The following is a 24265-nucleotide window of genomic DNA, read 5'->3' as shown; positions in this document are numbered from 1 at the left end:
TATTGTTAGCTACTGGCCTTCAAAAGCTATCAACCCGTGCTTTACAGGTCTTAGTGGTGGAGAGGCATAAAACTTTACAGCGGATCGAATATTTTTGAGGGGGGAGGAAAACGTTAGGCTAACCAGCCTTTCTCGATACAGTGGCGCAGCTTCAGCCGCGCGCGGTGCAGGATGACCCAGCAGTTGGCCTCGGTGATCTCGAGGACGTCACAGATCTCCGGCGTTGAAAGCCCCATCAGTTCACGCATCGTGAACACGCGGGCGGTATTGTCAGGTAGTGCAATCAGGCAGGTATCCAGCACTTTCCAGAAGGCTTTGTTTTCGAGCACTTGATCGGGATCGCCCCAGGGCTTGGGTCGAGTCGACGCCTGCCATCGCCCATTGTCCTGAAACAGGCTGTCCAGCGCGTCTTCGTCGCTCTGGTCGTCGCTTTGCCACGCCACGTAACGACCTTGCTGGCGGAGTCTTTCGAGCATCTTGTTTTTGAGTATGCCGAAGACCCAGGTCTCGAACGCGGAGCGCCCCGCAAAGGTGTCGTGCTTTTCCAGTGCGGTGACCAGCGTGTCCTGCACGGTATCCTCTGCCGCAGCATTATCGCGTAGCTGTAGGCGAGCAAAGGCGACTAGCTTCGGTCGCAGCGCCGCAATATGTTCATCGGGTGAGTGCGTGGCGGTTGTCACGTTAGTCCTCAACGACAAGATCTGATGGCAGAAATGGCCAATCTTATACGCCAGTCTAGACCGGTGTATCGATAACGTCGTTAGCCTGTAGAACCGGCTCCACGTTGGTGAAGTTGGCGATGTCGGCCAGCAACTGATCACCGACCTCTGCAAACGCTGTTTCAAAGCGTTGCGCCGAGTCAAATCCCAGATGCGCCACAAGGTGATAGGGCGCCTTGGGGTCGATCTGGCGGTGGACACGAAGATAGCGCAAACCGCGCTCTTCAAGCAGTGAACTTACTAGCGGCGCGTGTTTTTCCAGATAGTAGTCATCGTCAAAAGACAGCGTGTCGGTGTTCGGGTAGGCAACCATGACGTCAATCATCAATTTCTCCAGCTATAAAATAGGCTTGTGGCCGCATTCGCGACCACAAGTCAACGCGGTTTATGACGCGGGTGCTTCCCACGCAAGCGGCTTGAGCTCTTCGTTGAGCGGTGTGCCGGCAATGTGGTTGGTGTAGTTCGAGAGCGTTTTCAGCGCACAGGCAATGACCAGCTCAAGCACCTGCTGATGGGTGAAGCCCGCTTCAATAAAGGCGTCTAGCTCCGGCTGCTCGGCCCAGCCACGCTGAGCATTCAAGTGACGTGCAAAACGCGTAACGGCGGCCAGTTTGGCATCGTTGGGCGTCTTGCGGTCGCGCAGATCCTTGACGATCTCGTCGTCGGCACCGGCTTGTTTGATGCCACCGGTATGGGCAGCGACGCAAAACGCACAGCGGTTATCAGCGCTGATGGCCAGCAGGGCCGCCTGCTGTTCCACCGGGCTCAGGCTGGTCTTGGCATAAATGCCATCAAGCGTCATATACGCTTCGAGAAGCGTCGGCGCTTCGGCCATCTTGGCAAAAAGATTCGGCAGGAAGCCCATTTTCTTTTCTGCGGCTTTCAGGTTTGCTTGTGCGGCTTCAGGTGCGCTGTCTGCGTTGTGTAATGGAAAATCGGCCATTTCACTCTCCTTGAATCGATAAAAAACGGTTGATGCAGGATCGCTGCATTGTGTTTCTTGATTATGGAACAATTGGTTCAAAAATGGCAATGGTCAATGCGAAAAATCCTGATCGTCGCCGTTGTTGAAAAAAACTGTAAAGTTTTGACCGGATATCCCACCAATCTCTATGGCGATAAGGCGGGGAGGGGCTGAGATGAAAGCAATACTGCATCGCATGGGTTACATGATGGGTTGCTGGTTGTCCTGCCCACGCCATGACCAGCTGAGTTCAGGGCCAAGCGATGAGCACGTGGCGTCGTTGTTGGAGCCGGGCGATGTCTTGCTCGTCGAGGGTTCATCACGACTGAGCGTGGTCATCCAATACCTGACCCAGTCGTCATGGTCCCATGCGGCACTATATGTGGGCGCCGAGCAAGCCCGGCGCCTCGGCGCTCAAGGACAGGAATGCTTTGTCGAAGCCGACGTCGCCGAAGGCATCCGCCTGGTGGGATTAAGCGAATTCAAGGGGTGTCATTTGCGTATCTGCCGTCCGGTAGGTTTAAACGACAGAGAAATAGCGGCGTTGATGGCGTATGTTGGCCAGCGTCTTGGTCAGCGTTACGATCTGCACAATATTATTGATCTGGCACGTTATTTCTTCCCCTTGCCGCCTGTGCCACAGCGCTTTCGAAAGCGCTTCCTAACGCTGGGGAGTGGTGATCCTACCCGAGCCATCTGCTCCACGCTGATCGCCCAGGCGTTTCAATCGGTGCTTTATCCGATCTTGCCCATCGAGGAGGGTGATCCATCGTCAACCTCGCAAGCTGATGGTAGCGATCAGCTGATGACTCAGCGCCATTATTCGTTGTTTACTCCGCGCGATTTTGACCTATCGCCCTATTTCGACATTATTAAACCGCGTTTGGCGAGTGGTTTTGACCCGCACCGGCTGCACTGGCGAGACCAGCGCCATGACGGTTTATCGCTTTCTGGATGAGCCAACAGCGGCAAGCTGCTAACAGGTAGCCGCGTCAGCCGTTGACCATCCCATTGAGCAAAGGCTCAATGGGATCTGATGCAGTCGGCGTCGTTAATCGCTACGCGATGGTAAAAGCGCCTAACCGGCCTGTACTGTACGTCGATTGTCATGATGCATGGCATCCAGCGCCCAACGATCTTCGCGCTGAAACGCGATAAGCAACAAACTGGCCGCAAAGATAATTAGCGAAGGGTAGAACAGCAAGTTAGTGCCTTCCAGGTACCAGCCCAGCGGGTCAATGATCGAGGGGAAAACGGCAACCAGAGAGGCCCCGTTAATCGCCACCTGTAGAGGAAGTACCCAGCGGCGCATCAGCCCCACCAGTACCAATAATCCGATCACGATTTGTACCGCGCCGAAAAGGTACAAAAGCGCCTCTGCGGACATGAACGAAAGGTAGTATTTTTCGCTGATTGCCGCGCTACCTTCGGTGTTGAGCAGCTTGTTGGCGCCCCAGAATAGCATCAGCCCGGAAAGTGAGATGCGCAGGAACAGCAGCGTTAGTGCTTTCATTCGAATTATCCTTAGTTGTCGGTTGCGTTGTTGGCTATGCGTGTGAATAACTCATCCAGTTCACTGGCAATATCCGCTAATTCATCATCGTCACCCTGCCCATAGGGAGCGAAGACGGCGCTGGGCGTCTTCCACGACAGCGTGGCGCTCTCTGAGTCATTTTCGGTTACGTAAAAGCGCAGTGGCGCTTCAATCATGGCGGGGACGCTTTCGCGGATAATGCGCACGGCAAAATCGTTACGAAACACGCCGATGACCCGGTTGCCGGGAATCGTTTCGCCGCGCCGGGCGGCGGCGTCGGTTGGGCTGGCTTCGGTAACCACCAGCATATCGGCCTGTTCAACGGCGCGGCGCAGATCGTCCACCAGGTCGGCATAGGTTTTATCGGTTGCTACCACGTTCCAGCCTTCCTGCGGCCATTCGACAGCCGTATCGGCATTCGAGGTGAGTGAAAAACTGAACAGTAAAAACGCCATGAAAAGGGTTGATAATCGTTGCCTTGCACCAGCAAGCAATCCTTGATTGCGACGCCAGGCACCTGACTCACGAGTAGGCAAAGTAGGCATGAGGAATCCTCCCACAGTCTGCATTTTTTTGATCTGGTCGAGGATAAGTGACTAGTAGGGGCCAACCCTTACAGCCTCATTGTTTATCAGTTAAAAGGGACGAGTGTTTTCAAGAAGCGAAACGCTGCCCCGCCCAGTAGCGCAGCGTTGAGGGATGAACGCCGAAGTGCTCGGGTAGCGCGATGCCCAACTGTTCGCAGAGCATACCCAGCAGCGCCATATGATGAATGCTGTGGCTGGTTAAAAACGCCAGTTCCCGGCCCAGGCTGGTGGGCAGTGCCACCAAATCGTCAACGTCACCCACCTCAACCGGGTAGCTCAGCGTCAGGGCGGCATTGTGCTGCATCGTCGCTAATGCCTTGAGTCCCGCCTGCAGCGCTTCGGCGCGCTCAACCGCATAGCCGGGCTGGGTTTCCAGTGCTGCTTCCCGCTGACGATTTTCATAGTCAAAGGTTGCCTGGTTAGGTGCCGTCGCGCAGGCATCCTGCAGGGTTTGGTAGTGTTCAAGGATGTGGCGAGCATGCTTGCCCAGCGACTGGGTGCTCTTGGTGCCGAGCGGGCGCTGGTAATCCTGTGCCGACACGCGGCCCAGCAGTTGGGCGAGCTGGGCGAGGGTTTGCACGTTTTCGTCAATCAGTAGTGACAGTGATGATGTCGACATAGTCGTTAGCCTCCTCTTGAAGTGTGCCGGTGCGGACACCGGCACAGAAGCAGTTATCTTAGCGGGCAAGGCCGGTGTTAACCGGCTTCGGCACCGCCTTCGCCTTCCGCTTCACCTTCACCTTCCATTTCTTCCTCTTCGGCGCCCTCAGCGCTGCCTTCCGCCAGCATCATGGGGGCTTCCTGCATCGAGGTGAACCCTTCGGTGGGTTCGTCGGCCTGGGCCTGAAAGGCTAGACCACCCGCTACCAGCGCAAGCGCGGGGGCGGTATAGCCGAACTGGCGGCTAAGGCGGCTCAGTAAACGACGTTTAGCTTCGTGTTGAGACATGAGGCTTCTCCTTTTGGTGTGACAAGCAAATGCGCCAGATGGCGCGACTTCCTGCCGCTATACCGCGGCGTGGGAAGAGGGTAAAAGCGGTGTCCGGTCAAGCCACTGACCTACGGCCTTGATCTGCGTGCTGGCTAGCCGCGCACAATGCGCGCCCTGGGTCATATGCTGCAGCGCGGTCAAGGCGTCAGGGCTTAATCCTTGTGGGTGTTCTGCTGTTTCCAGGGCCGCGGGGAGCAGGGCGCCGAGTAACTCGAGTGACGACGGCGCCTCCGGGCTGTCGCTCGGGTCGGCATCAAGCCATAAAAGCCCAACGCAAGGGCCGCGTTCCTGAAGCAGGAACCCGGCATCCCCAAGCGGTAGATTAAGCGGTTCCAGGGTGTCCGGTGCGGCCAGTGAGAGGCGTGCCCCGCGCGTCAGGGCAAGGCCGTTCTGTGCCGCCACCGCCTTCAGCGTGCCCATCGCCTGGGCAGACTGCTGGATGGGCACAACGCAGACGGCATGTCCCTCCGGCCGACTCAGCAGGACAACGTCGAGTACCAACTGCCCGTCCCTGGTGGCGTGGGACAAGCAGTGCTGGGTGATGGCGGGGACGATGTCGTCGAGGTGTAGGCGCGAGCGAATCACCCGGCTGTCGCTGGTCAGGCAATAGCCGTTGGCGCTTTCCAGGACATGCAGTGACGTGTCGGGGGCATTGCCGTCGGCGTCCAGCAGCGGCGCCAGCGTATCGGCAATACGCTCTGCCACGGGGCCCTGAGGTGCGCTGATCGACCAGCGGCGCTGATCAAAGAACAGCGTACTGCGCCAGGTGGCGGGATGCTCGCGAGCGGGAGACGCCGTGTCGGGCTCGGCGGTGTCGTGATCCCCAGGCGCCAGCAGGCCGTGCTGCCACCATAGCGAGAGTGTCGACCACAGATCGCCGGCAAGGGTGTCGGCATCGACCTGCCCGCCGCTAGCCGCCTGGAGCTGCTCGAGCACGGTCTCGATCGGCGCGCCTTCGCTGACCAGCAGCCAGATCAGCGCCGCGCTGTCGTTAAGCTGGAAGTAGCGCCCGCTGGGGTGGTGGTAAAGCGCCAGCCGCTCGCCGTCGATCAGCTCGCTGACGTCCTGGCCGTGGAAAGACAGGCTCAGCGGGGCGAGCTCGGCCGCCAAACGGTAATCGGCAAGGCTGGGTAGCCCGACAAAGGGCAGGTAGCGATTGGCATCCTGGGTCGGGTAGAGCGGCACAAAGCCACCGGCCCGTTCACGCTCGGCCGCCAGTGCCGCGGCATCGAAGGTCGTCGCGTCGCGAGGCGGTTGATCAAGCCCGGTCAGGGCGATCATGTCCTGCACCAGGCCGGTTTTGACGGCTTCTTCGACCACGCCGCCGTGCTCGGGCTTGGCGCAGGTGCCCAGCGATGGGCTCAGGTTGCACTCCAGAATCCAGGGCTTGAGCTGGTCGTCGACCAGGCAGTCCAGGCCGATCAGCTCGTAGCAGCCTCGCGGGTCGGCGCCGTCTTCCCGGGAACGGGCGCGCATCGCCTCGATGCCGGAGAGCGCGGTCAGCGTGGCCAGATCCTGAAGCTGGCTAAACAGCGCCTTGTCGTCGTGGCCCTGTTCGCGAAGCCAGTGGCGATAGCGGTCAAGGTCGATAAACTCTACTGGAATCTCGGCGTCCACGTTGAGCGCGTTGATGTCGGGGTTGGTCAACTGGCTAAAGGGATTGTCGATGTCATCCGGGCTCCACGGCGCCGAGGCTAGCTTGGCAAAGCCCTGGTCGTAGAGGTACACGCGTAGCGGGTCAATGCTGGCAATCAGCATATAAAGGCGCAGCACGTACTTGTGGCCGCGGATGGTGTGCGGGTTGGCAACGTACTCCTGCACCAGCCAGTTGGGAGCCAGCGGTGCGGTGGTTGGGTCGCGCAGCACCTGAACCCCTTGGCCCTTGGACGCATTGGTCGGCTTCAGAATCCAGCGCTTTTCAGGATGCGCGGCGGCGTCCTCGACCAGCGCCGGGTAGTCGTGGGGCATTTCATAGGCGCGCGGGAAGAAATTCAGCCGTTCCGTATTGGGATGCGGCTCACCGTAGTGGCGCCGGGTGCGTTCGCGCAGCGCTCTCAACACCGCATGCAGGCGGCTTTTGACCGTGAGCGCGGCGTTGCCGGGAATGTGGTTCATCATCCGACTGGGGGATGTTGCCTTGAATGCCGCCCTGGGCGGCATGCCGGTAACCCAGGCTGCCTGCCACTGTGCTTCGTCGCCTTGCTGCCAGCCCTTGGCTTCCAGCGTCTGGCGGAAAAAAACATCCTGCTCGGCATGGCGTTTGCCGCTCAGCCAAAAGCGTGGTGGGGGAGTTGAGTGCGCGCTCATCCTGGGCTCCTTATTGGGTCAATACCAGTGAGTGGTCGATCCGCGAGATTGCTTACACAAAATTTTCAGCGATCGCCAAAAGCAAACCTTGCACCGCTGCCACGACCACGGGGACGTTTATCTATACGGTTATGCCAAAAAAGCATTTTAATAATGGTTTTATATCACCCATTATCATATTAATGTACCAATCGTTCTTTTACCTGTTTTACTCAGGTCGATGAGCTTTGTTCGCGACCGCGATGGAGGTTTCATGTCCCGCTTACTATTGGGCCTGGTCGGCGTTCTGGGGTTTTCCGCCCAGGCCTATGCGCTTGAAATGACACCGCTGGTGGATGCCCAGTGGCTGAACGAACACCTTGATCAAGAGGAGCTGGTGGTATTGGACGTGCGCTCGTCCATCAATGAGGGTGGCGATGCTGAAAGCTTTGCCGAGGCCCGCATTCCGGGCAGCCGCTATTCAAGCTACACCGATGACGGCTGGCGCGAAACCCGCGACAGCGTTGCGGGCTTGATGCCCGAGGTGAGCGATCTGGAAACGCTGATTGGCGACCTGGGTATCGATAACGACAGCGCGGTGGTGATTGTGCCCGCCGGTACCGGCGCCACCGACTTCGGCAGTGCGGCGCGGGTGTATTGGACGCTTAAAGTCCTCGGCCACGACGATGTTGCCATCCTCAACGGTGGCTTTGCGGGCTGGGAGCAGCAGGGTTTTGACGTGGCAAGCGGCGAGCCCGAGCCTTACGATGCCGCGGAATTTGATGCCACGCTTCGCGAGGAGCTGATTGCGTCAACCGAGGACGTGGAAGCCGCCCGGGAAAGCCAGGCGCAGCTGGTCGACGCCCGGCCCGCCGACTATTTCGCCGGTGACAACCAATCACCCGCGGCACGAGTGGCCGGTACGATTCCGGGCGCGCGGAGCCTGCCCCACCAGTCGCACCTGAATGACCAGAACGGCGCTTACTATCTGGACGTCGACGGTCTGCAGTCGCGCATCAATGCCGTGGAGCTGGATAGCAGCGAGCGCACGATCGCCTTCTGCAACACCGGTCACTGGGCCGCTACCGACTGGTTTGTGCTCAGCGAAGTCGCCGAGTTCGACAACATCGCCATGTATGACGGCTCGATGGCCGCCTGGACTATCAGCGATTCCCGCCCGGTGCAGCTCGCCCGTGAAGGCATCAAGCAGGTTAGAGAACTGCTGAACTAAGCCTTAAGCTTTTTCATCATGCGTCTCACCCCTGGTTCGGCTAGGCCGCGCCAGGGATGAGCGTAGCTGTTTCTCATTGGCTGCTACGTGCAGCTTTTTCTTTGCCCAGTTGTCGCGAAGGGCGGCTGGCTCCCCTAATGCCCCTGCGGCATGTTAAATTAGCGTCCTAGATAGTGATTGCCCCACTGGGCAACAGATTCCAAGAGTGGTGACGATGACCATCGGCAGACCCCTACAGCATCAGCCAGAGGAAGCGCTAAAGGCCGCGGTTAACACCTTCTGGCGCTCTGGCTACTATCATACCTCCATGCGTGACCTGCTGGACGCCATGGCGCTGTCGCGCAGCAGTCTGTACCAGGCGTTCGGTAATAAAGAGGCGCTGTTTCTGTTAGCGCTGCAGAATTACCGCGAAGAGCTGTTGGCGACGCTTTCCGAACAGTTAGACGCCGCCGATAACGCCTGGTCGTTTATCGAGCAGCTTCTATATTCAGCCGCCGATACCGACAGCCAACAGGCAGCGCTTGGCTGCCTGCTGTTCAATTCCGCCACTGAACTGGGCGGTGAGGATTCGCGGCCAGCGCAGACCGCCCGCGACAGCGTGGCGAGCGTTACCGCCTTCTTTCATGACGTCATCAAGCGCGCTCAGCAGGAAGGCAGCATCTCCGAAGCACACGACCCCCAAAGCGCCGCGCAGTTTTTAACCATGTCGATGTCCGGGCTGCGTCTGTTGATGAAGAGCGGAGCCTCCAAGCAACAAGCCCAACATACCGTTGACTATATTCTGCGCGGGTTAAGGTAGATTGCCCCTGTAAGCGTATGACATCCCTACTGACACAAGGCTTTCTTGACGCATGGAAAATACTTTTTTATTAGGTTTTTTGGGCAGCCTTATCGCGGGGTCGTTGACCGCCGTCGGCGCGCTGCCGGTCTTGCTGGGTAAAACCCCCAATCGTGCGTTTCGGGATCTCTCGCTTGGCTTCGCTGCCGGCGTGATGTTGTCGGCGTCGTTTTTCTCGCTAATACTCCCGGCGCTGGATGCAGCCGAAGTCTTTTATCCGGGCGGCCCGATTCCCGCCGCGATCGTCTGTGTGGCGATTTTGCTGGGTATGGGGGCAATTGCGTTGCTTAACGAACGCTTACCCCATGAACATTTTCAGCAAGGGCGGGAAGGTCCTGAAGCCGCAGCACTTCGGCGGGTATGGCTATTTGTGTTTGCCATCGCCATTCATAATTTGCCGGAAGGCATGGCGGTAGGCGTTGGCTTTGGCGCGAATGGCCTGGAAGGCGGCATGCCACTGGCGATTGGCATTGGCCTGCAGAATATGCCGGAAGGCTTGGCCGTGGCCATTGCGTTAATGGGTGAGGGGTATTCCCGGTGGCGGTCGTGGTCGATTGCCGCGCTTACTGGTTTAATCGAGCCCATCGGCGGGCTGTTTGGGGCGAGCATTGTCTCGGTGTCGCAGGTATTAATGCCTTGGGGTATGGCCTTTGCAGCAGGCGCTATGCTCTATGTCATTAGCCACGAAATTATCCCTGAAACCCACCGTAGCGGGCATCAGAAGAAGGCTACGTTTGGCCTGGCGATTGGCCTGGTCATTATGTTATTTCTCGACGTTTGGCTGGGGGCGTAACGACGCCCCAGACGCTAGCGCAGTGCCTCAGCGCCGCCGTGGGCGGTGTTGTGGCTGCACAAACGGTGGTCGCTCAATACTTCAATAATCCGGCACTGCTCAACGCTCCCCCCATCGCACTGCGCCACCGTGCGCTGTAACTCGTCGCGCAGCACCGTCAGCCGCTGAATGCGCGACTCCACCTCGGCCAAATGTCGCCGTGCCAGGCTATCCACCTGTTGACAGGGTTGGGTAGGGTGGTCGGCCATATCGAGTAGCTCCCGCACGGCGTCCACTGAAAAACCAAAGTCCCGCGCGTGACGAATAAACATCAACCGCTGCACCGTTGCCTCGCTGTAACGCCGCTGGTTGCCCTCATTACGCAGGGCGGCGGGCAGCAGGCCGATCTTCTCGTAATAGCGCACGGTCTCCGGCTTGCAGTGGGTCCGGCTGGCGAGTTCGCCGATGCCAATAGCGGCATGGCTGGACGTGCTGGTCATGGCTTGAACCTCTAGTGACTACAGGTATTAGGCTATTCCCAAGATAACCGACTGGGAAGGACGATGCCATGACAACCCGTCAGGATACCCCCCGCGATACCCTGCGCCTGAACGTTCAGGGCATGGACTGTGGTGGCTGCGAACGTAACGTCGAAACGGCGCTTAACCGCCTGCCCCAGGTGGAGCAGGTCAGCGCCTCAAGCATGAACGGAACGGTGAGCGTTACCGGTCATGCGCTGGATCACGACACCCTGTCGCAAACGCTGGCAAAGCTGGGCTACCCGGTGGTGGACGCCTCGCCCAAGGCATCATCGTCGCCACCCTGGTGGCGCACGCCCAAAGGGCAACTGGTGGTGTTTAGCGGGGCGCTGCTGCTGGTCGCGGGGCTGCTGACGATGAGCTTCCCGGAAGTGGGTAGCTGGCCGTTTGTTGTGGCGACGCTGGTGGGCTGGGTGCCGATCGGGCAGGCCGCCTGGCGCGCGCTGCGCATGGGTAACCCGCTGACCATTGAAATGCTGATGAGCATTGCGGCCCTCGGAGCGTTAACCATCGGCGCAGCGGCCGAGGCGGCCGTGGTGGTGTTTCTGTTTGCTGTGGGCGAGCTGCTCGAGGGCGTGGCCGCCGGGCAGGCGCGTCGGCGCATTGCTGCCCTTGCCAATCTGGCCCCGGCCACGGCGCGGCTGCTCGAGGGTGACGCCATCCGTGACGTGCCGGCGGATACGTTAACGCCCGGCCAGCGGGTTCTGGTGCGGCCGGGCGATCGCGTGCCCTGCGACGGGCGGATAGTCTCGGGAACCTCGCACCTCGACGAGTCGCCGATCAACGGTGAGTCCGTGCCTCGGCAGCGCGCCGCCAACGATAACGTCTGGGCGGGTACGGTCAATCTCGACGCGGCGCTGGAACTCGAAGTGACCCGCGGGGCCGCCGATAACACCATCGCGCGGATTATCCATCTGGTAGAAGAGGCCCAGGCCGCCAAAGCCCCCGTGGCGCGCTTTATCGATCGCTTTGCTCGCTGGTACATGCCGTTGGTGGTGGGCGTTGCGCTGTTGGTGGCGGTGGTGCCGCCCTGGCTGACCGACCTGGCCTGGTCCGAGTCGGTCTATCGGGCGCTGGCGTTGCTGCTGATTGCCTGCCCGTGCGCGCTGGTCATCTCGACGCCCGCCGCCATCGCCGCCGGGCTTTCCACCGCGGCGCGTCGTGGGCTGCTGATCAAGGGCGGCGCGGTGCTCGAACAGCTGGGAAAACTGAAGCGCGTAGCCGTGGATAAAACCGGCACTCTGACGGCAGGGGCGCCCAGCGTGACCGACGTGGAAGGCTGGGACGAGCCCAGTGAACAAGAGGTTGTCCGCCTGGCCGCCGCGCTGGAGCAGGACTCGAGCCACCCGATGGCGGTGGCGATTGTCGAGCATGCCGAACGGTCGGGCGTGCCGCTGGGCAGAGCATCCGAGGGCCAAGCTCAGGTCGGACAGGGCGTCAGCGGTCGGTTCGAGGGCCGGGAGTTAACCCTGATGAGCCCGCGCCAGTGGCAAGGCGGGCAGGCCCAGACAGCGCGAATCGCCGCGCTGGAGGCGCAGGGCAAAACGGTTGTCTTGCTGCTTGACGGCGAGCGTGCCCTGGGCATGCTGGCGTTGCGCGACGAACCCCGCGAGGATACCCCCGCCGCGATCGACGCGCTCAACCGTCTGGGGATTAGCGTGGTGATGCTCAGCGGCGACAACGCCCGTACGGTGTCGGCGATGGGCGAGCAGTTGGGTATTGAAGCCGAAGGCGAGCTGATGCCCGAGGACAAGGCGCAGCGGGTGCGGGACTGGCAGGCGCAGGGCCTGGGGCCGGTGGGAAAAGTGGGTGATGGTATCAACGATGCCCCGGCGCTGGCGGCCGCCGACGTGGGGATTGCCATGGGTGGCGGTACCGACGTGGCGCTTGAGACCGCCGATGCGGCGCTGCTCAAAAATCGCGTGATGGGCGTCGCCGAGCTGGTCGGGCTATCGCGAGCCACGCTACGCAACGTCAAGACCAACGTGGTGCTGGCGTTGGGCTTCAAAGCGATATTTCTGGTGTCGACGCTGTTGGGCGTGACCGGGATGTGGGTGGCGGTCATGGCGGACACCGGTGCCACCGTGCTGGTGACGCTCAATGCGATGCGTCTGCTCGGCTACCGGTTCCGTTAATCAAGCGGATCATGGCGTAAAGCACTGGCCGCCCGCGGGCGGCCAGGTAGCAAGGTCGTGATCGAGAGGCCTTGAGTGTTAACGGCCGACGTACTCGACCAGCGCCTCTGCGAAGGAATCGGTATTGCCGGTGCCGCCCATATCCGGGGTGACCATGTCGTTGCGGGTTTCCAGCACGGTACGAATCCCTTGGCGGATGGCGGTGCCTTTCTCGGGCATGCCCAGATGGTCGAGCATTTGCGCGGCGGCGAGCAGCAGGGCGCACGGGTTGGCAATTTTCTTGCCGGTAATGTCCGGCGCCGAGCCGTGTACCGCTTCAAAAATCGCTGCTTTCTCGCCGATGTTGGCGCCCGGAGCCAGGCCCAAGCCACCGACCAGGCCTGCGCAGAGGTCAGAAATAATATCGCCAAACAGGTTGGTGGTCACCACCACGTCGAACTGGTGCGGGTTCATGACCAACTGCATGCAGGCGTTATCGACGATCATTTCCTGGAATTCGATTTCCGGATATTCCTCGGCGATTTCACGGGCGATATCCAAAAACAGCCCCGAGCTGGTTTTGATGATGTTGGCCTTGTGCACCGCCGTGACCTTCTTGCGGTTCTGGCTGCGCGCCAGTTCAAAGGCGTAGCGTACGATGCGCTCGGAGCCCTTGCGGGTCACCTTGATGACCGACAGTGCGGTGTTGCCATCATCGGTATATTCCTGGCCATCGGCGAGGTAAGCACCTTCGGTGTTTTCGCGCACGGTAATCATGTCGATATCGTCGTAGCGCGAACGCGTGCCGGGGAAGCTGATGGCTGGGCGCACGTTGGCGTAGAGGTCAAAGTGGCGACGTAGTTGCACGTTGATCGAGGAGAAGCCTTTGCCGATCGGCGTGGTGAGGGGGCCTTTCAACGCAATGCTGTGCTTTTCGATGGCATCCAACGATTCCTTAGGAATCAGCGTGCCGTGCTTCTCCAGCGCGCCCAGCCCGGCGTCGACAAATTCATACTGCAAACCACAGTCAAGGGCGTCCAAGACGCGGAGTGTGGCGTCCATGATTTCGGGGCCGATACCGTCGCCTTTGATCACTGCTATGGATTGGCTCATCTACTGCTCCTCTACTCGGCGGATTGCCGCTTCAACGTGGAAAGTTGGGACTTGATTAGTTGATATTCACGTTATAATGGTACGCCAAAGTGATGGGCTTGGGCACCCTGCGGTGGTCGAACACGCCCCCTAACACTGTGTGACAAGACTCTGACGGGTGCAGCGTTGTAAAATTACTGTTAGTATACTGCGCTTTCTGCCATGGCCTGTGGCGCGCCGATGGCGACCACATTGCTGAATCGTGTTAACACACAGTGACCTTTTTATGACGTTACCGGCATTTGCCACCTCAGGGCTGATGACTCCACCCTAGGCTACCCTTCCTATTTTGTGCGCATGGCACCTTCACTGAGCTGTCATCGCCAAACGGTATACTTACATACCGCTTTCGCCGTGACTTGACGTCATCGCGCGTCACTATCTATTCAATCGACAAGCTTCGTGTGCCGCCCTGGGACGTTTTACGCCTCACGATAGCGGCCTGTGGTTAACCCTCAACTATGGATCCCCCGCATGTACGAAAAATTTAAACAGTCTTGGCTCTCGAACCTGAAGGGTGACACCCTGGCAGGTATCGTCGTTGCGCTAGCCCTGATTCCCGAGGCGATTGCGTTCTCTATCATTGCGGGGGTAGACCCCAAAGTCGGGCTTTACGCGTCTTTTGCAATTTGTGTGATTATTGCCTTTGCCGGCGGCCGCTCAGGCATGGTTTCGGCTGCTACGGGGGCCATGGCGCTGTTGATGATTACGCTGGTCAAAGAGCATGGCCTTGAGTATCTATTAGCCACGACCCTGTTAACAGGTGTGCTGCAAATCGTCGCCGGGTATTTAAAACTTGCCGACCTGATGCGCTTTGTCTCGCGGTCGGTGGTGACCGGGTTCGTAAATGCGCTGGCGATTCTGATTTTTATGGCGCAGCTGCCTGAATTAACCGATGTTACCTGGCACGTCTATGCGATGACCGCCGCAGGCTTGGCGATTATCTACGGCTTTCCCTATGTACCGGTGCTCGGCAAAATGATTCCGTCGCCGCTGGTGTGCATCGTTGTGCTGACGGCGGTATATATGATGACCGGCATGGAGATTCGTAGCGTGGGCGATATGGGCGAGCTCCCCGATAGCCTGCCTATCTTCCTGTGGCCAGACGTACCGCTGAACTTTGAAACCTTGATGATTATTTTACCTACCGCGTTGATGCTGACCGTTGTCGGGCTGTTGGAATCAATGATGACCGCCACGATCATCGACGATTTAACTGATACTAAAAGCGATAAAAACCGCGAGTGTAAAGGCCAGGGCATTGCCAATATTGGTTCGGGCCTGATTGGCGGCATGGCGGGTTGTGCGATGATCGGCCAATCGGTGATCAACATTAAATCCGGCGGTCGTCGTCGCACCTCAACGCTAATTGCAGGGATTGCGTTGTTGCTGATGGTGGTGTTCCTCGCGGACTGGGTCTCGCAAATCCCTATGGCGGCGCTGGTAGCGGTCATGATTATGGTGGCCGTGGGCACCTTTAGCTGGGAGTCGATTCGCGACCTGAAGAAACACCCGATGAGTACCAACTTTGTCATGGTCGCCACTGTGGTGGTCACTGTGGGTACCCATAACTTGGCAATTGGCGTATTCGTGGGCGTGCTGTTGGCAGCGATGTTCTTCGCCAACAAGGTCGGCAACATCATGTACATCGGCTCCAAGGAAGTAGAGCCCGGCACAGAGCGCGAATATCAAGTCGTGGGCCAAGTATTCTTCGCCTCTTCTGAGCGCTTCATTGGGGCTTTCGATTTTAAAGAAAGCGTCGATAAGGTGACTATCAATCTGTCTCGTGCTCACTTCTGGGATATCACCGCTGTCCAAGCGCTGGATCGGGTGGTGATCAAATTCCGCCGGGAAGGTACCGAGGTTGAGTTGATTGGCCTCAATGAAGCCAGCGCCACCGTAGTGGATCGTTACGCTGTACACGATGACCCCGTCGCGGTTGAAAAACTCATGGGCGGTCACTAACAAGGCAAGGAGCACACAATGTCTGAACAAGTATTAGCCGCGATCGACGGTTCACAGTTTTCTGAAAGCGTATGCGACTATGCCGCCTGGGCCAGCCAGGCGCTGAACGCACCGCTGGTGTTCGTCCACGTGGTGGACAACCATCCGCAAACCAGCGAAGACGCCAACCTGTCAGGGAGTCTGCGCCTCGGCGCACGGGAAAAGCTCATGGAGGAGCTTTCCGACCTTGACGAGCAGCGGGCCAAAATTAACCGCGAGCAAGGCAAGTTGATGCTGGACGCAGCCAAGGCGCGTGCGATCGAAGACGGCATTGCCGACCCCGCCACGCGTCAGCGTAATGGCACGCTGGTGGAAACCTTGGTTGAGCTCGAAAAAGACGTACGCTTATTGGTCATGGGAAAACGCGGCGAAACCGCCGACCAGGCCAGCGGGCACCTGGGCTCAAACCTTGAGCGCGTGGTGCGCGAAATGCATCGGCCTATTTTGATGGTGCCCCGGGGCGGCTTTAAAACCCCGGAGAAGGTGATGATGGCCTTCGACGGCAGCAAAACAGCACGTACGGGCATCGAAATGTTGGCCAAGAGCCCGTTGTTTAACGGTATCGCCTGCCATGTGGTAATCGTAGGCGCGAATACCGGCGAACATAGCTCGCAATTGGAGTGGGCATTAACCACGTTGCGCGACGCCGGGCATGAGGCTGAAGGAGCAATTCGTGCTGGTGAAGTGGAAACCACGCTTCACGCCTACGCAAAAGATAACGACATCGACATGATGATCATGGGGGCCTACGGGCATTCACGCATTCGCCACCTGTTGGTGGGCAGTACCACCACGGAGATGCTGCGTAAGAGCACTATTCCTGTACTGATATTGCGCTAGTTCTCCCCAAAAGCCGGCCCTCTTCATGAGGGCCGGCTTTTTTTTGGCCATTGTGGAGTCATTGATCGTGCAGGATATTTCACCAACGTCGTAGATGGTTCTATGCTTAAAGAAAAGGTGTTACGGATTCACTCACGGGGATACGAGGGGTGTTACCTTGAATTTACCAACCTTAGAAAAAACACGCGTGGTTTTTGACGAGCGCTTATCTTCCCATCGCTTCTTCGCTCATTTATTTAAACAAGCGGAGATTGAGATCAACGGCGAACGGCCGTGGGATATTCAACTAAAAGCGCCAGGCGTTATCGATACTGCACTCTCGCGAGGTAATTTAGGCTTCGGCGAGAGCTACATGAATGGCGATTGGGACGCCGAGTCGCTGGATCAATTCTTTTATCGCTTGATGCGTGCTCAGCTTCACCAACGGATTAAGCCAATGCAGTTAACTTATCATGCACTGCGGGCTAGGCTGCTTAATCGTCAGAGTGCTAAACGCGCCTGGGAAGTGGGCGAAAAGCATTACGATCTAGGCAACGACTTTTATGCCGCTATGCTCGATCAGCGCATGACCTACACTTGCGGTTATTGGAAAAACGCCAACACCCTCGATGAAGCGCAAGAGGCTAAGCTCGACCTGATCTGCCGTAAATTGCAGTTAGAGCCCGGCATGCGGGTGCTGGATATCGGCTGCGGTTGGGGCAGTTTTATGGCTTACGCCGCCGAGCATTACGGGGTTGAATGCGTCGGGTTGACCATCTCTCGGGAGCAGGCAGAATACGGAAAGAGCCTGATGCAAAATGGCTTGCCCGTCGAGTTTCGTCTGAAAGATTACCGTGACGAAACCGAACAGTTTGATCGTATCGTGAGTATTGGCATGTTCGAGCATGTTGGGCATAAAAACTATCGCGAATTTATGGACGTTGCTCATCGCTGCCTGAAAGACGATGGCCTTTTTCTGCTTCACACCATTGGTAAAAATCTACGCGCCACGGCGTGCGACCCGTGGATTGATAAGTATATTTTTCCCAATGGTGAGTTGCCGGTCTTGGGTCAAGTCACCGATGCGGCGGAAGGGTTGTTTGTCGTAGAAGACGTCCACAACTTTGGGGCCGACTACGACAAGACGCTCATGGCTTGGCATGCCAATTTTGAAGCCAACTGGCCCGCGTTTCGTGACCGTTTTGATTACACCTTTTACCGCATGTGGCGCTACTACTTGCTTAGCTGTGCGGGCGCCTTCCGCGCCCGTGAAATCCAGCTTTGGCAGTTTGTGTTCAGTAAAAAAGGCGTAGCGGGTGGTTACGAACGCGTGAGTTAGTTATGGAAGGTCAGCCTCGCAGCTCAATTAACCATTACAGAGGAAAATGATGCTTTCGTTAAAACGTTCTGCGGTTAACGTTGAGATTCAATCCTCAGACCATGAGTTCACTAAAATGTCGGCAACGGCGATACCCGCGACACCTCAACAAATCGCTTCTTTAGGAAACGAGGTGATTGGTGAAGCGTGGGGATTGTCGTCACATTTCCAGCAAGGGCCAAAAACGATTAAATTCGCGCCTCCTGAGACAGTAGATGCGGAGGCGCAGTGGCAGCAGCAGCAGTGTTACCGAAGAGTGTTAACTGTTGCCGATCAGAAAGAACTCGTCTCATTATCGCTCTCCATGCCAGGAAGCGCTGACGGTCTAGTAGCCAGCGCTGATGCATTATCCTATGCGTTGGCTGGCGTCGACGAGGCGCTGCCCCATCTACGTCATTTACGCCACTTACAGTTAGTAGTTGATGATGAAATTCGTGCACACGATCTTTTTCAGTCTAGCTAGGCTATTTCTCTTGCGAGAAATGCCGTTGGTAGGCCGGTATGGGTCAGGTCTAAGCGGTGCATTGCCCTTGTGCAAGCGACGTATAGTAAGTTGCGTTCCATGTCGGTGGCGTAATTTTTTTCGCTAACGTCCGGCACAATCACCCGGTCAAATTCCAGTCCCTTGGCCATGTGCGCGGTACAGATGATAATCCCCTGACCAAAGGCGGCACTCTGTTCGCTTAACAGCTGCAAACGGTCAAACTCGCCATTCAGAGCGTCAAACACTTTGCGCGCCTGTTTCTGGGTTTTGCACACAATCCCCAGCGTGTTGTGGTCGGATTTTGTAAACGCACGAGCCATGTCGGCAATCGCGGCAAGTTCTGCCTGGCGATTAGCATAGCGCTTGACACTAGGCGGCTCGCCGTGGCGCTCAATCGCTTCAAGATCGGGGTTATAAGCAATTTGCTGGGCGAAGTGGGTGATCTCGATGCTGGAGCGGTAGCTCTTGTTGAGCGTGACGCACATAGCCTGGCGTAGCACCTGTCGAATTTCCTCTGCTTTAGAGGCGCTGTAAGGGTTCACCGACTGGTAGGCATCGCCCAGGATGGTTTTCTTGCATGAGAACAGTCGCCCAATCACGGCATATTGCACTGGCGTGTAGTCCTGCATTTCATCGATCAGCAGGTGTTTAACGTTACGCCACGTTGACTGCACGCTCTCCAGACGCATTTTCAGATAGATCAGCGGAAAGACATCGGCATACTCAAGCCGCCCGCGCGACGCGGTCTTGAACATCTCGGGCTGCCCGAGCCATTGGTAAAAGCCTTTGTAGGTCTCGCGCAGGGTGGACTGCTTAAGCATGTTCTTGACCGCTGCCTTCAGCGTATTGCGCTCCTCGCGCTCCAGGTCGTAGTTGTACTGATTGCCGATTTTTCGCTCAATTTCCCAGCAGACCTGCTTAACCCGCTCGTTGGTCGGGAGGTGGCGGTGCTTGCGAAATACCTCCTCCAGCAGCCAGGCGGGCACAAGACGCCGGGCGATCCATATGTCCTCGGCGCTGAAACGGTTTGCCTCAACGTGGGCAGCATACTGATCCAGCTGGGCGAGAAAGTCTGTCGAGGCCTTGAAGCGCAGGCGTGCTTTCATCGCTTCGTCGTTTTTTTCCAGCAGGGCGGTGGTCTGCTCGAAAAAGGTCTCAAATCGGTATTGGCCGTCAAGCAGCTCGTCTGCCAGGTCTTCCATGCCGATTTCGTTGACCGTTTCCTCGCCAAGTTCCGGCAGTACGTTGGAAATGTAATCGGCAAACACGCGGTTGGGCGAAATGATCAGAATGTCTTCAGACGACAGAGTATCCTTGAAGCGGTAGAGCAGATAGGCAATCCGGTGCAGCGCAATGGATGTTTTGCCCGATCCCGCTACACCCTGAATGATCAGCACATTGGCTTCGTCGTTACGGATAATGGCATTCTGGTCGCGCTGGATCGTGGCAACAATGTTCTTCATGCCCTCGTCCGAGGCGCGACTCAGCTCGTCCTGCAGTACATCGTCCACCACGTGAACCGCGCTGTCGATCATCAGCTCAATAGCGCTGCCCTTGATGCGAAACTGGCGCTTAAGGGTAATTTCCCCCGCCACGTTGCCCTCCGGGCTTGCGTAGACCGCCGGGCCGGTTTCGTAGTCGTAGAACAGCGAGGCGATAGGCGCGCGCCAGTCATAGACGCGGTTTTGTCCAGCCAGATCGTCGCGAAAGTGATGGACGCCAATGTAAATGGGTTCCTGACTACCGTGGCGGGTAAAGTCGAAGCGCCCAAAGTAGGGCGAATCCTTAAGCTTTTCCAGCCGTTTGCGTCGTGTTAACGCGTTGTCGCCGGTCATCACCGACTGTTGAATGGATTCGCGTGCCGAGATCTTTTCAATGTGATCCATCTCGTCGCGGCTGTTCCACAGATACTCTTTTTGCGACTGAATATCGTCTGCGTAGGCGGTGAGTCGCTCATCAAGCTCGCTGATATTGGCGCGGATGCGCTGCAGAATATCGTGAAGATGACGCTGCTCGGCGTCGCGCTGGGGTTGGTCATTGGAAGTCGTCATGGTATCTGTACGCGGGATTCGTCAGTTAAGTGTGTGACATGTGCCGTTATCGTTATACGGCACCGATTTCTCGTGTGCTTTGGAAGGTAATATCCGGCCATTTTTCCATGGTAACTTCCAGTACCGCATTGTTGGGTGACATGAAGGCCAGTGCACCTGACGCATCGCGCGCTAAACGATTGGTGTTGGCTTGAGAAAACCTTTTTACATGAGCGTCTTGTCCGTCTATCCAGAACGCTTTTTTGATGGGCACGGTTTCAAACGTTGCATCAATTTTGTATTCGGTCAGCAAGCGATGCGCCACAGTTTCAAACTGCAACTGGCCAACTGCTCCTAGTACAATGCCGGTTTTTTCCAGAGGGTCAAAGACCTGGATGGTGCCTTCCTCACCAAGTTCTTTTAGGGCTTTATTAAGCTGTTTTGCTCGAAGGGGGTCGTTGAGCCGGGCAACTTTGAAAATCTCTGGTGAAAAGTGAGGTATGCCCTCTAACTCAACCATTTCGCCTTGGGTAAGAACGTCTCCGATACGCAGCTTTCCGTGATTGGGAATGCCAATAATATCCCCCGCGTAGGCACTGGAAAGATGAGCACGTTCTTGGGCCATAAAGGTAATGGCGTGATCAAGACGAATAGGCTTTGCGCTGCGTACATGTTTAACTTTCAAACCTTGTTGATATTCGCCTGAGCAAATACGTAGAAAGGCGATACGATCACGATGTTGCGGGTTCATATTGGCTTGTATTTTGAACACGATGCCCGTGAAATCGGTGGCGTCTGGATAAACAATACGCTGACGTGCTGGGCGAGGGCGCGGTGAGGGTGCCCATTCAACTAATGCTTTTAAAATATCGCGGACGCCGAAATTATTGATTGCCGAGCCAAAAAAGACAGGCGAAACATCGCCATCTAAAAAGGACTGTTGATCGAATGGGGTGGCGGCGGCTTCTATAATGTCTAATTCTTCTTTAAAAGTGGCGTGGGCGATTGGATAGTGGTTGCGTAGATAGGGGTGATCGGCACCATCCAGCACTTCTATTTCTTCCTGATCCCGCTGATTTTCACCGGGTGTAAATTTAAGCATTTGGGCCTGTTGCAGGTCGTAGACACCCGCAAAGTCCTTGCCCATGCCCACCGGCCAAGTAATGGGGGCGCACGATAGCTTCAGAATATTTTCAATTTCGTCAATTAGCTCTAAAGGGTCGCGAACTTCGCGATCCATTTTATTGATGAACGTAATGACCGGTGTTTTACGCAGACGACAGACTTCGAGCAGCTTAATGGTTTGCGCTTCGACGCCCTTGGCGGCATCAATCACCATTAACGCCGCATCGACTGCGGTAAGTACGCGATAGGTATCTTCGGAAAAGTCTTGGTGACCGGGGGTATCCAACAGGTTAATGACACAATTCTGGTGCTCGAATTGCATGACAGAGCTGGCGACAGAAATACCGCGCTGCTTTTCTACTTCCATCCAGTCTGACGTTGCAAATTGCTGGCTTTTCTTGGCTTTTACCGTACCCGCAGAGCGTATTGCGCCGCCATACATTAAAAGCTTTTCAGTCAGAGTGGTTTTACCGGCGTCAGGGTGCGAAATGATTGCGAAAGTGCGTCGACGCTTTACTTCACGCTGTAAAATAGTATCGCTGTGGTTCGTATTTTCTAGAGGCATATTGGATCAGACCAGCTTGGGTGAATATTCATCAATGCGACGAGGTAAAAGCTGCTCTAATCGTGCATGTACCGCCAAGTCTTCACGCCGCGCACCAGTGCTCGATTAGTGGTGCTGAGGAACCGACCTTTTTCTAAAATAGCTGAGGTAACGCCCGAACCGTGAATGTCTTGATAGACCACTAGTAGGTGAGCACGCGGATCAATAGGTAAATGATGATGAACGCTAATCCATCCATCTTGAGATGAAAGCTCGCCCACATCGGGAACGATAGTTGTGTGGCTATACATGCGTTTTCCTTAATCAAAAAATGAAATAGCAAAAGGAAAAACGATGTCTAGGGTGGTGAAGGAGGGCAATGGGGGCGGGAGGTAATGGGGATGAGCTGTAACTGAATCATAAATAACCTCTACAGTTACCAGCGACCTTGGAATTAAGGTATCTGGGGGTTAACGCCTAGTATCCAGACTACGTAGACCGTGGTTGTTCATTGGTGTTCCTTGACGCGTTTGCTGGGCTGTTCAAGCCAGCGCGCAATCCAAGCAGCGCCGCTCCAGCTGCAACTGTGCCAGGGGTATCCATTCGTGGCACGTCAGGCATTGACCATATCGGCCCTGGTCAAGCTGATGCAAAGTTTCATCAATAGAGCGTAGGACATCCTGTTTGTTTTGCGGTGCTATGTCAGCTGTCTGGAAGCCAATTGAATTACGCAGTAACGGGCCTAGATAAGGCCCCTCAAGCATAACTTTAGGCGATTGCGTGGCTATATCGAAGTGTTCCTCGATAAGCGCGGCGCGAATATCTTCAAGGCGTATGATCATTTTGCGGCATTGATGTCGGGATGGTTCATTGGGCTAGCTATTAGTTTACTTACCTAACACATCATTACCTTAATGACTTTTCCGTCTCTTGAGTAGATGATTTTCGCCGCCGCTATTTTTGCGATGTTCAAGCGAATACGCTTGTCCACTCGTTTCGCTTGCTGAGCAGGTCACGGGCGAGTGCCTGAGCACCGTCTAAACTATGGCTTGCCGCCCAACCGCATTGCATTTCGTTACAAGCGGGTACTTCTTCAGCATCTAGTACGTCGTTCAATGTTCTTTCAATAATAGTTAAGACGTCATCATAGTTGTCATGATTAATCATTGCGATGTAGAAACCGGTTTGGCAACCCATGGGGCTGATGTCCACGACCTTATCTGAATGATTACGCGAAAGCTCTGCCATTAAATGCTCTAGGGAGTGCAGGGCGGGCATTTCCATGTGAGCACGATTAGGTTGGCAAATTCGTAGATCGTATTTATGAATGCGGTCGCCGTTTTGCCCGGCTTTAATATCGGCTAAGCGTACATAGGGCGCTTTTACCTTAGTGTGGTTCAGATTAAAGCTCTCAACGTTCATTTTTTGCTCGGTCATGCTGTGGGTATCCTGTGGTTAGTGTGCGTAGAAAATGTTGATAACTCTTCAGCGGTAAATTGGCGAGCAGTATTTTTTTACCGAGGCGCATCAAAATTGTGCGGTTCATCGGTGTACACGCATACATTGGCGTGGTCGATGTTTCCGTCTTCTGCTTCTACCTGGTCTGCAAAAAATTGCTTAATCTCCTGCCGGTTGCAGTGAGCCTCAAACGCGCCTCGACTGGCCCAAATCTCGTGAAAGACGATCGGGTAGCTCGCCCCTTTGGCGTTAGGGTGATCAATGTGTCTTGTGACGGTGTACTGCAAGCAGCCGTCTTCACGCCGGGTGTTAGCTTCTAACACTTGTAACGACTTGAATACATCTTTTTCCTTGCCAGGCTTAGGTTTAAAGTTGGCAATACAGTAAATCTTACTCGACATAAATTTCTCCTGTGGCGTCGCGGGGTAAATTACTGCGCGGCTGCCCGATGTAGTGCGTCGGCTTTGTCGGTGCTTTCCCACGGGAAGGCCATAAAGGTCTCTTTGCGCGCTTCGCCTTTGTCGTCTACCCAGGTGTAGCTGTGCTCAAACGGTGCACGACCGAAATGCCCATAGGCAGCGGTCAGTTGATACATCGGGTGCAGCAGGTCAAGCATCTTGGTGATCGCGTAGGGACGCAGGTCAAAGTGCTCGCGTACCAGATCGACTATGTGTGCGTCGCTCACCTTACCGGTGCC

At 56.5% G+C, this 24265-nt stretch carries 25 protein-coding genes; 9 read left to right on the top strand and 16 right to left on the bottom strand.

All coding sequences use genetic code 11. The annotated features are described in order from the left end of the window. Positions 1-113: 113 nt before the first annotated feature. From BLR97_RS10860 to BLR97_RS10850, 3 genes are read right to left on the bottom strand one after another with little or no spacing between them, the layout of a single operon-like run. Positions 114-680, bottom strand: a complete 567-nt coding sequence (locus BLR97_RS10860; RefSeq protein WP_089706265.1) for a sigma-70 family RNA polymerase sigma factor — start codon at positions 678-680, stop codon at positions 114-116. Between the two features lie 55 nt (positions 681-735). Then, the gene (locus tag BLR97_RS10855; RefSeq protein ID WP_089706263.1) at positions 736-1044 is read right to left on the bottom strand and encodes an EthD family reductase; all 309 of its coding nucleotides are present in this window, start codon (positions 1042-1044) and stop codon (positions 736-738) included. Between the two features lie 60 nt (positions 1045-1104). Beyond that, on the bottom strand, positions 1105-1662 hold the full coding sequence (locus tag BLR97_RS10850; RefSeq protein WP_089706258.1) for a carboxymuconolactone decarboxylase family protein: 558 nt from the start codon (positions 1660-1662) through the stop codon (positions 1105-1107). Positions 1663-1858: 196 nt separating this feature from the next. On the opposite strand from BLR97_RS10850, the gene BLR97_RS10845 reads away from it, so the two are divergent. Beyond that, positions 1859-2641, top strand: coding sequence for a YiiX/YebB-like N1pC/P60 family cysteine hydrolase (locus BLR97_RS10845; RefSeq protein WP_089706257.1), 783 nt, complete (start codon positions 1859-1861; stop codon positions 2639-2641). A 120-nt stretch (positions 2642-2761) separates the two neighbouring features. Here BLR97_RS10845 and BLR97_RS10840 read toward each other — a convergent pair whose 3' ends face one another. The 5 genes from BLR97_RS10840 to BLR97_RS10820 all read right to left on the bottom strand — a co-directional run bounded on the left by BLR97_RS10840 (position 2762) and on the right by BLR97_RS10820 (position 7101). Further along, positions 2762-3196, bottom strand: coding sequence for a DoxX family protein (locus BLR97_RS10840; protein WP_089706254.1), 435 nt, complete (start codon positions 3194-3196; stop codon positions 2762-2764). Between the two features lie 11 nt (positions 3197-3207). Further along, on the bottom strand, positions 3208-3762 hold the full coding sequence (locus tag BLR97_RS10835; RefSeq protein ID WP_211605117.1) for a DUF302 domain-containing protein: 555 nt from the start codon (positions 3760-3762) through the stop codon (positions 3208-3210). A gap of 109 nt (positions 3763-3871) precedes the next feature. Beyond that, a complete protein-coding gene (locus BLR97_RS10830; protein ID WP_089706247.1) occupies positions 3872-4423 on the bottom strand; it encodes a DinB family protein in 552 nt (183 codons plus the stop codon). Positions 4424-4500: 77 nt separating this feature from the next. Next, complete coding sequence (locus BLR97_RS10825) at positions 4501-4752, bottom strand: hypothetical protein (RefSeq protein WP_089706244.1); 252 nt, start codon at positions 4750-4752, stop codon at positions 4501-4503. 57 nt (positions 4753-4809) lie between these two features. Next, positions 4810-7101 carry a PqqD family peptide modification chaperone gene (locus tag BLR97_RS10820; RefSeq protein WP_089706242.1) on the bottom strand — a complete coding sequence of 764 codons (2292 nt, stop codon included), beginning with the start codon at positions 7099-7101 and terminating at the stop codon, positions 4810-4812. A 253-nt stretch (positions 7102-7354) separates the two neighbouring features. Between BLR97_RS10820 and BLR97_RS10815 the strand changes: the two genes are divergently transcribed. From BLR97_RS10815 to BLR97_RS10805, 3 genes are all read left to right on the top strand, one after another. Beyond that, a complete protein-coding gene (locus BLR97_RS10815) occupies positions 7355-8311 on the top strand; it encodes a sulfurtransferase (protein WP_089706240.1) in 957 nt (318 codons plus the stop codon). A 214-nt stretch (positions 8312-8525) separates the two neighbouring features. Then, a complete protein-coding gene (locus BLR97_RS10810; protein ID WP_089706237.1) occupies positions 8526-9110 on the top strand; it encodes a TetR/AcrR family transcriptional regulator in 585 nt (194 codons plus the stop codon). Between the two features lie 52 nt (positions 9111-9162). Beyond that, positions 9163-9942 (top strand): ZIP family metal transporter, encoded by a 780-nt coding sequence (locus BLR97_RS10805; protein ID WP_089706234.1) that lies wholly within the window; start codon positions 9163-9165, stop codon positions 9940-9942. A gap of 14 nt (positions 9943-9956) precedes the next feature. Here BLR97_RS10805 and BLR97_RS10800 read toward each other — a convergent pair whose 3' ends face one another. After that, the gene (locus BLR97_RS10800; protein WP_089706231.1) at positions 9957-10421 is read right to left on the bottom strand and encodes a MerR family transcriptional regulator; all 465 of its coding nucleotides are present in this window, start codon (positions 10419-10421) and stop codon (positions 9957-9959) included. Between the two features lie 68 nt (positions 10422-10489). On the opposite strand from BLR97_RS10800, the gene BLR97_RS10795 reads away from it, so the two are divergent. Next, positions 10490-12595 carry a heavy metal translocating P-type ATPase gene (locus BLR97_RS10795; protein ID WP_089706228.1) on the top strand — a complete coding sequence of 702 codons (2106 nt, stop codon included), beginning with the start codon at positions 10490-10492 and terminating at the stop codon, positions 12593-12595. A gap of 78 nt (positions 12596-12673) precedes the next feature. Here the strand turns inward: BLR97_RS10795 and BLR97_RS10790 are convergent, their stop codons facing one another. Next, positions 12674-13687, bottom strand: coding sequence for an isocitrate dehydrogenase (locus BLR97_RS10790; RefSeq protein WP_089706225.1), 1014 nt, complete (start codon positions 13685-13687; stop codon positions 12674-12676). A 513-nt stretch (positions 13688-14200) separates the two neighbouring features. Between BLR97_RS10790 and BLR97_RS10785 the strand changes: the two genes are divergently transcribed. The 4 genes from BLR97_RS10785 (at position 14201) to BLR97_RS10770 (ending at position 18390) form a co-directional block, all read left to right on the top strand. Beyond that, positions 14201-15691, top strand: coding sequence for a SulP family inorganic anion transporter (locus tag BLR97_RS10785; RefSeq protein ID WP_089706222.1), 1491 nt, complete (start codon positions 14201-14203; stop codon positions 15689-15691). 18 nt (positions 15692-15709) lie between these two features. Continuing rightward, positions 15710-16570, top strand: coding sequence for a universal stress protein (locus BLR97_RS10780; protein ID WP_089706219.1), 861 nt, complete (start codon positions 15710-15712; stop codon positions 16568-16570). Between the two features lie 157 nt (positions 16571-16727). Then, positions 16728-17888: a cyclopropane fatty acyl phospholipid synthase gene (gene cfa / locus BLR97_RS10775; protein WP_089706216.1), complete on the top strand. Its 1161-nt coding sequence runs from the start codon at positions 16728-16730 to the stop codon at positions 17886-17888. A 46-nt stretch (positions 17889-17934) separates the two neighbouring features. Next, positions 17935-18390 (top strand): hypothetical protein, encoded by a 456-nt coding sequence (locus BLR97_RS10770; protein WP_139172933.1) that lies wholly within the window; start codon positions 17935-17937, stop codon positions 18388-18390. Here the strand turns inward: BLR97_RS10770 and BLR97_RS10765 are convergent. The 6 genes from BLR97_RS10765 to BLR97_RS10735 all read right to left on the bottom strand — a co-directional run. Further along, complete coding sequence (locus BLR97_RS10765; RefSeq protein WP_089706210.1) at positions 18387-20462, bottom strand: HelD family protein; 2076 nt, start codon at positions 20460-20462, stop codon at positions 18387-18389. The two genes, BLR97_RS10770 and BLR97_RS10765, sit on opposite strands and share 4 nt — an antisense overlap. A 52-nt stretch (positions 20463-20514) precedes the next feature. Beyond that, entirely contained in the window at positions 20515-22131 is a 1617-nt protein-coding gene (locus tag BLR97_RS10760; protein ID WP_089706207.1) for a peptide chain release factor 3, read from the bottom strand. 56 nt (positions 22132-22187) lie between these two features. Further along, positions 22188-22421, bottom strand: coding sequence for a hypothetical protein (locus BLR97_RS10755; RefSeq protein WP_089706204.1), 234 nt, complete (start codon positions 22419-22421; stop codon positions 22188-22190). Positions 22422-23079: 658 nt separating this feature from the next. Next, positions 23080-23547, bottom strand: coding sequence for an S-ribosylhomocysteine lyase (locus BLR97_RS10745; protein WP_089706198.1), 468 nt, complete (start codon positions 23545-23547; stop codon positions 23080-23082). 77 nt (positions 23548-23624) lie between these two features. Beyond that, entirely contained in the window at positions 23625-23969 is a 345-nt protein-coding gene (locus BLR97_RS10740; RefSeq protein ID WP_089706195.1) for a putative quinol monooxygenase, read from the bottom strand. 29 nt (positions 23970-23998) lie between these two features. Then, positions 23999-24265, bottom strand: a 267-nt coding sequence (locus tag BLR97_RS10735; RefSeq protein WP_170833015.1) for a methionine adenosyltransferase domain-containing protein, incomplete at its 5' end; no start/stop codon positions are given.

The sequence above is a fragment of the Vreelandella arcis genome (genome assembly GCF_900103865.1).
Lineage (GTDB): Bacteria > Pseudomonadota > Gammaproteobacteria > Pseudomonadales > Halomonadaceae > Vreelandella > Vreelandella arcis.
Note: the sequence above shows the minus strand (reverse complement) of the source record. Positions and strands in the feature narration are given on the sequence as shown.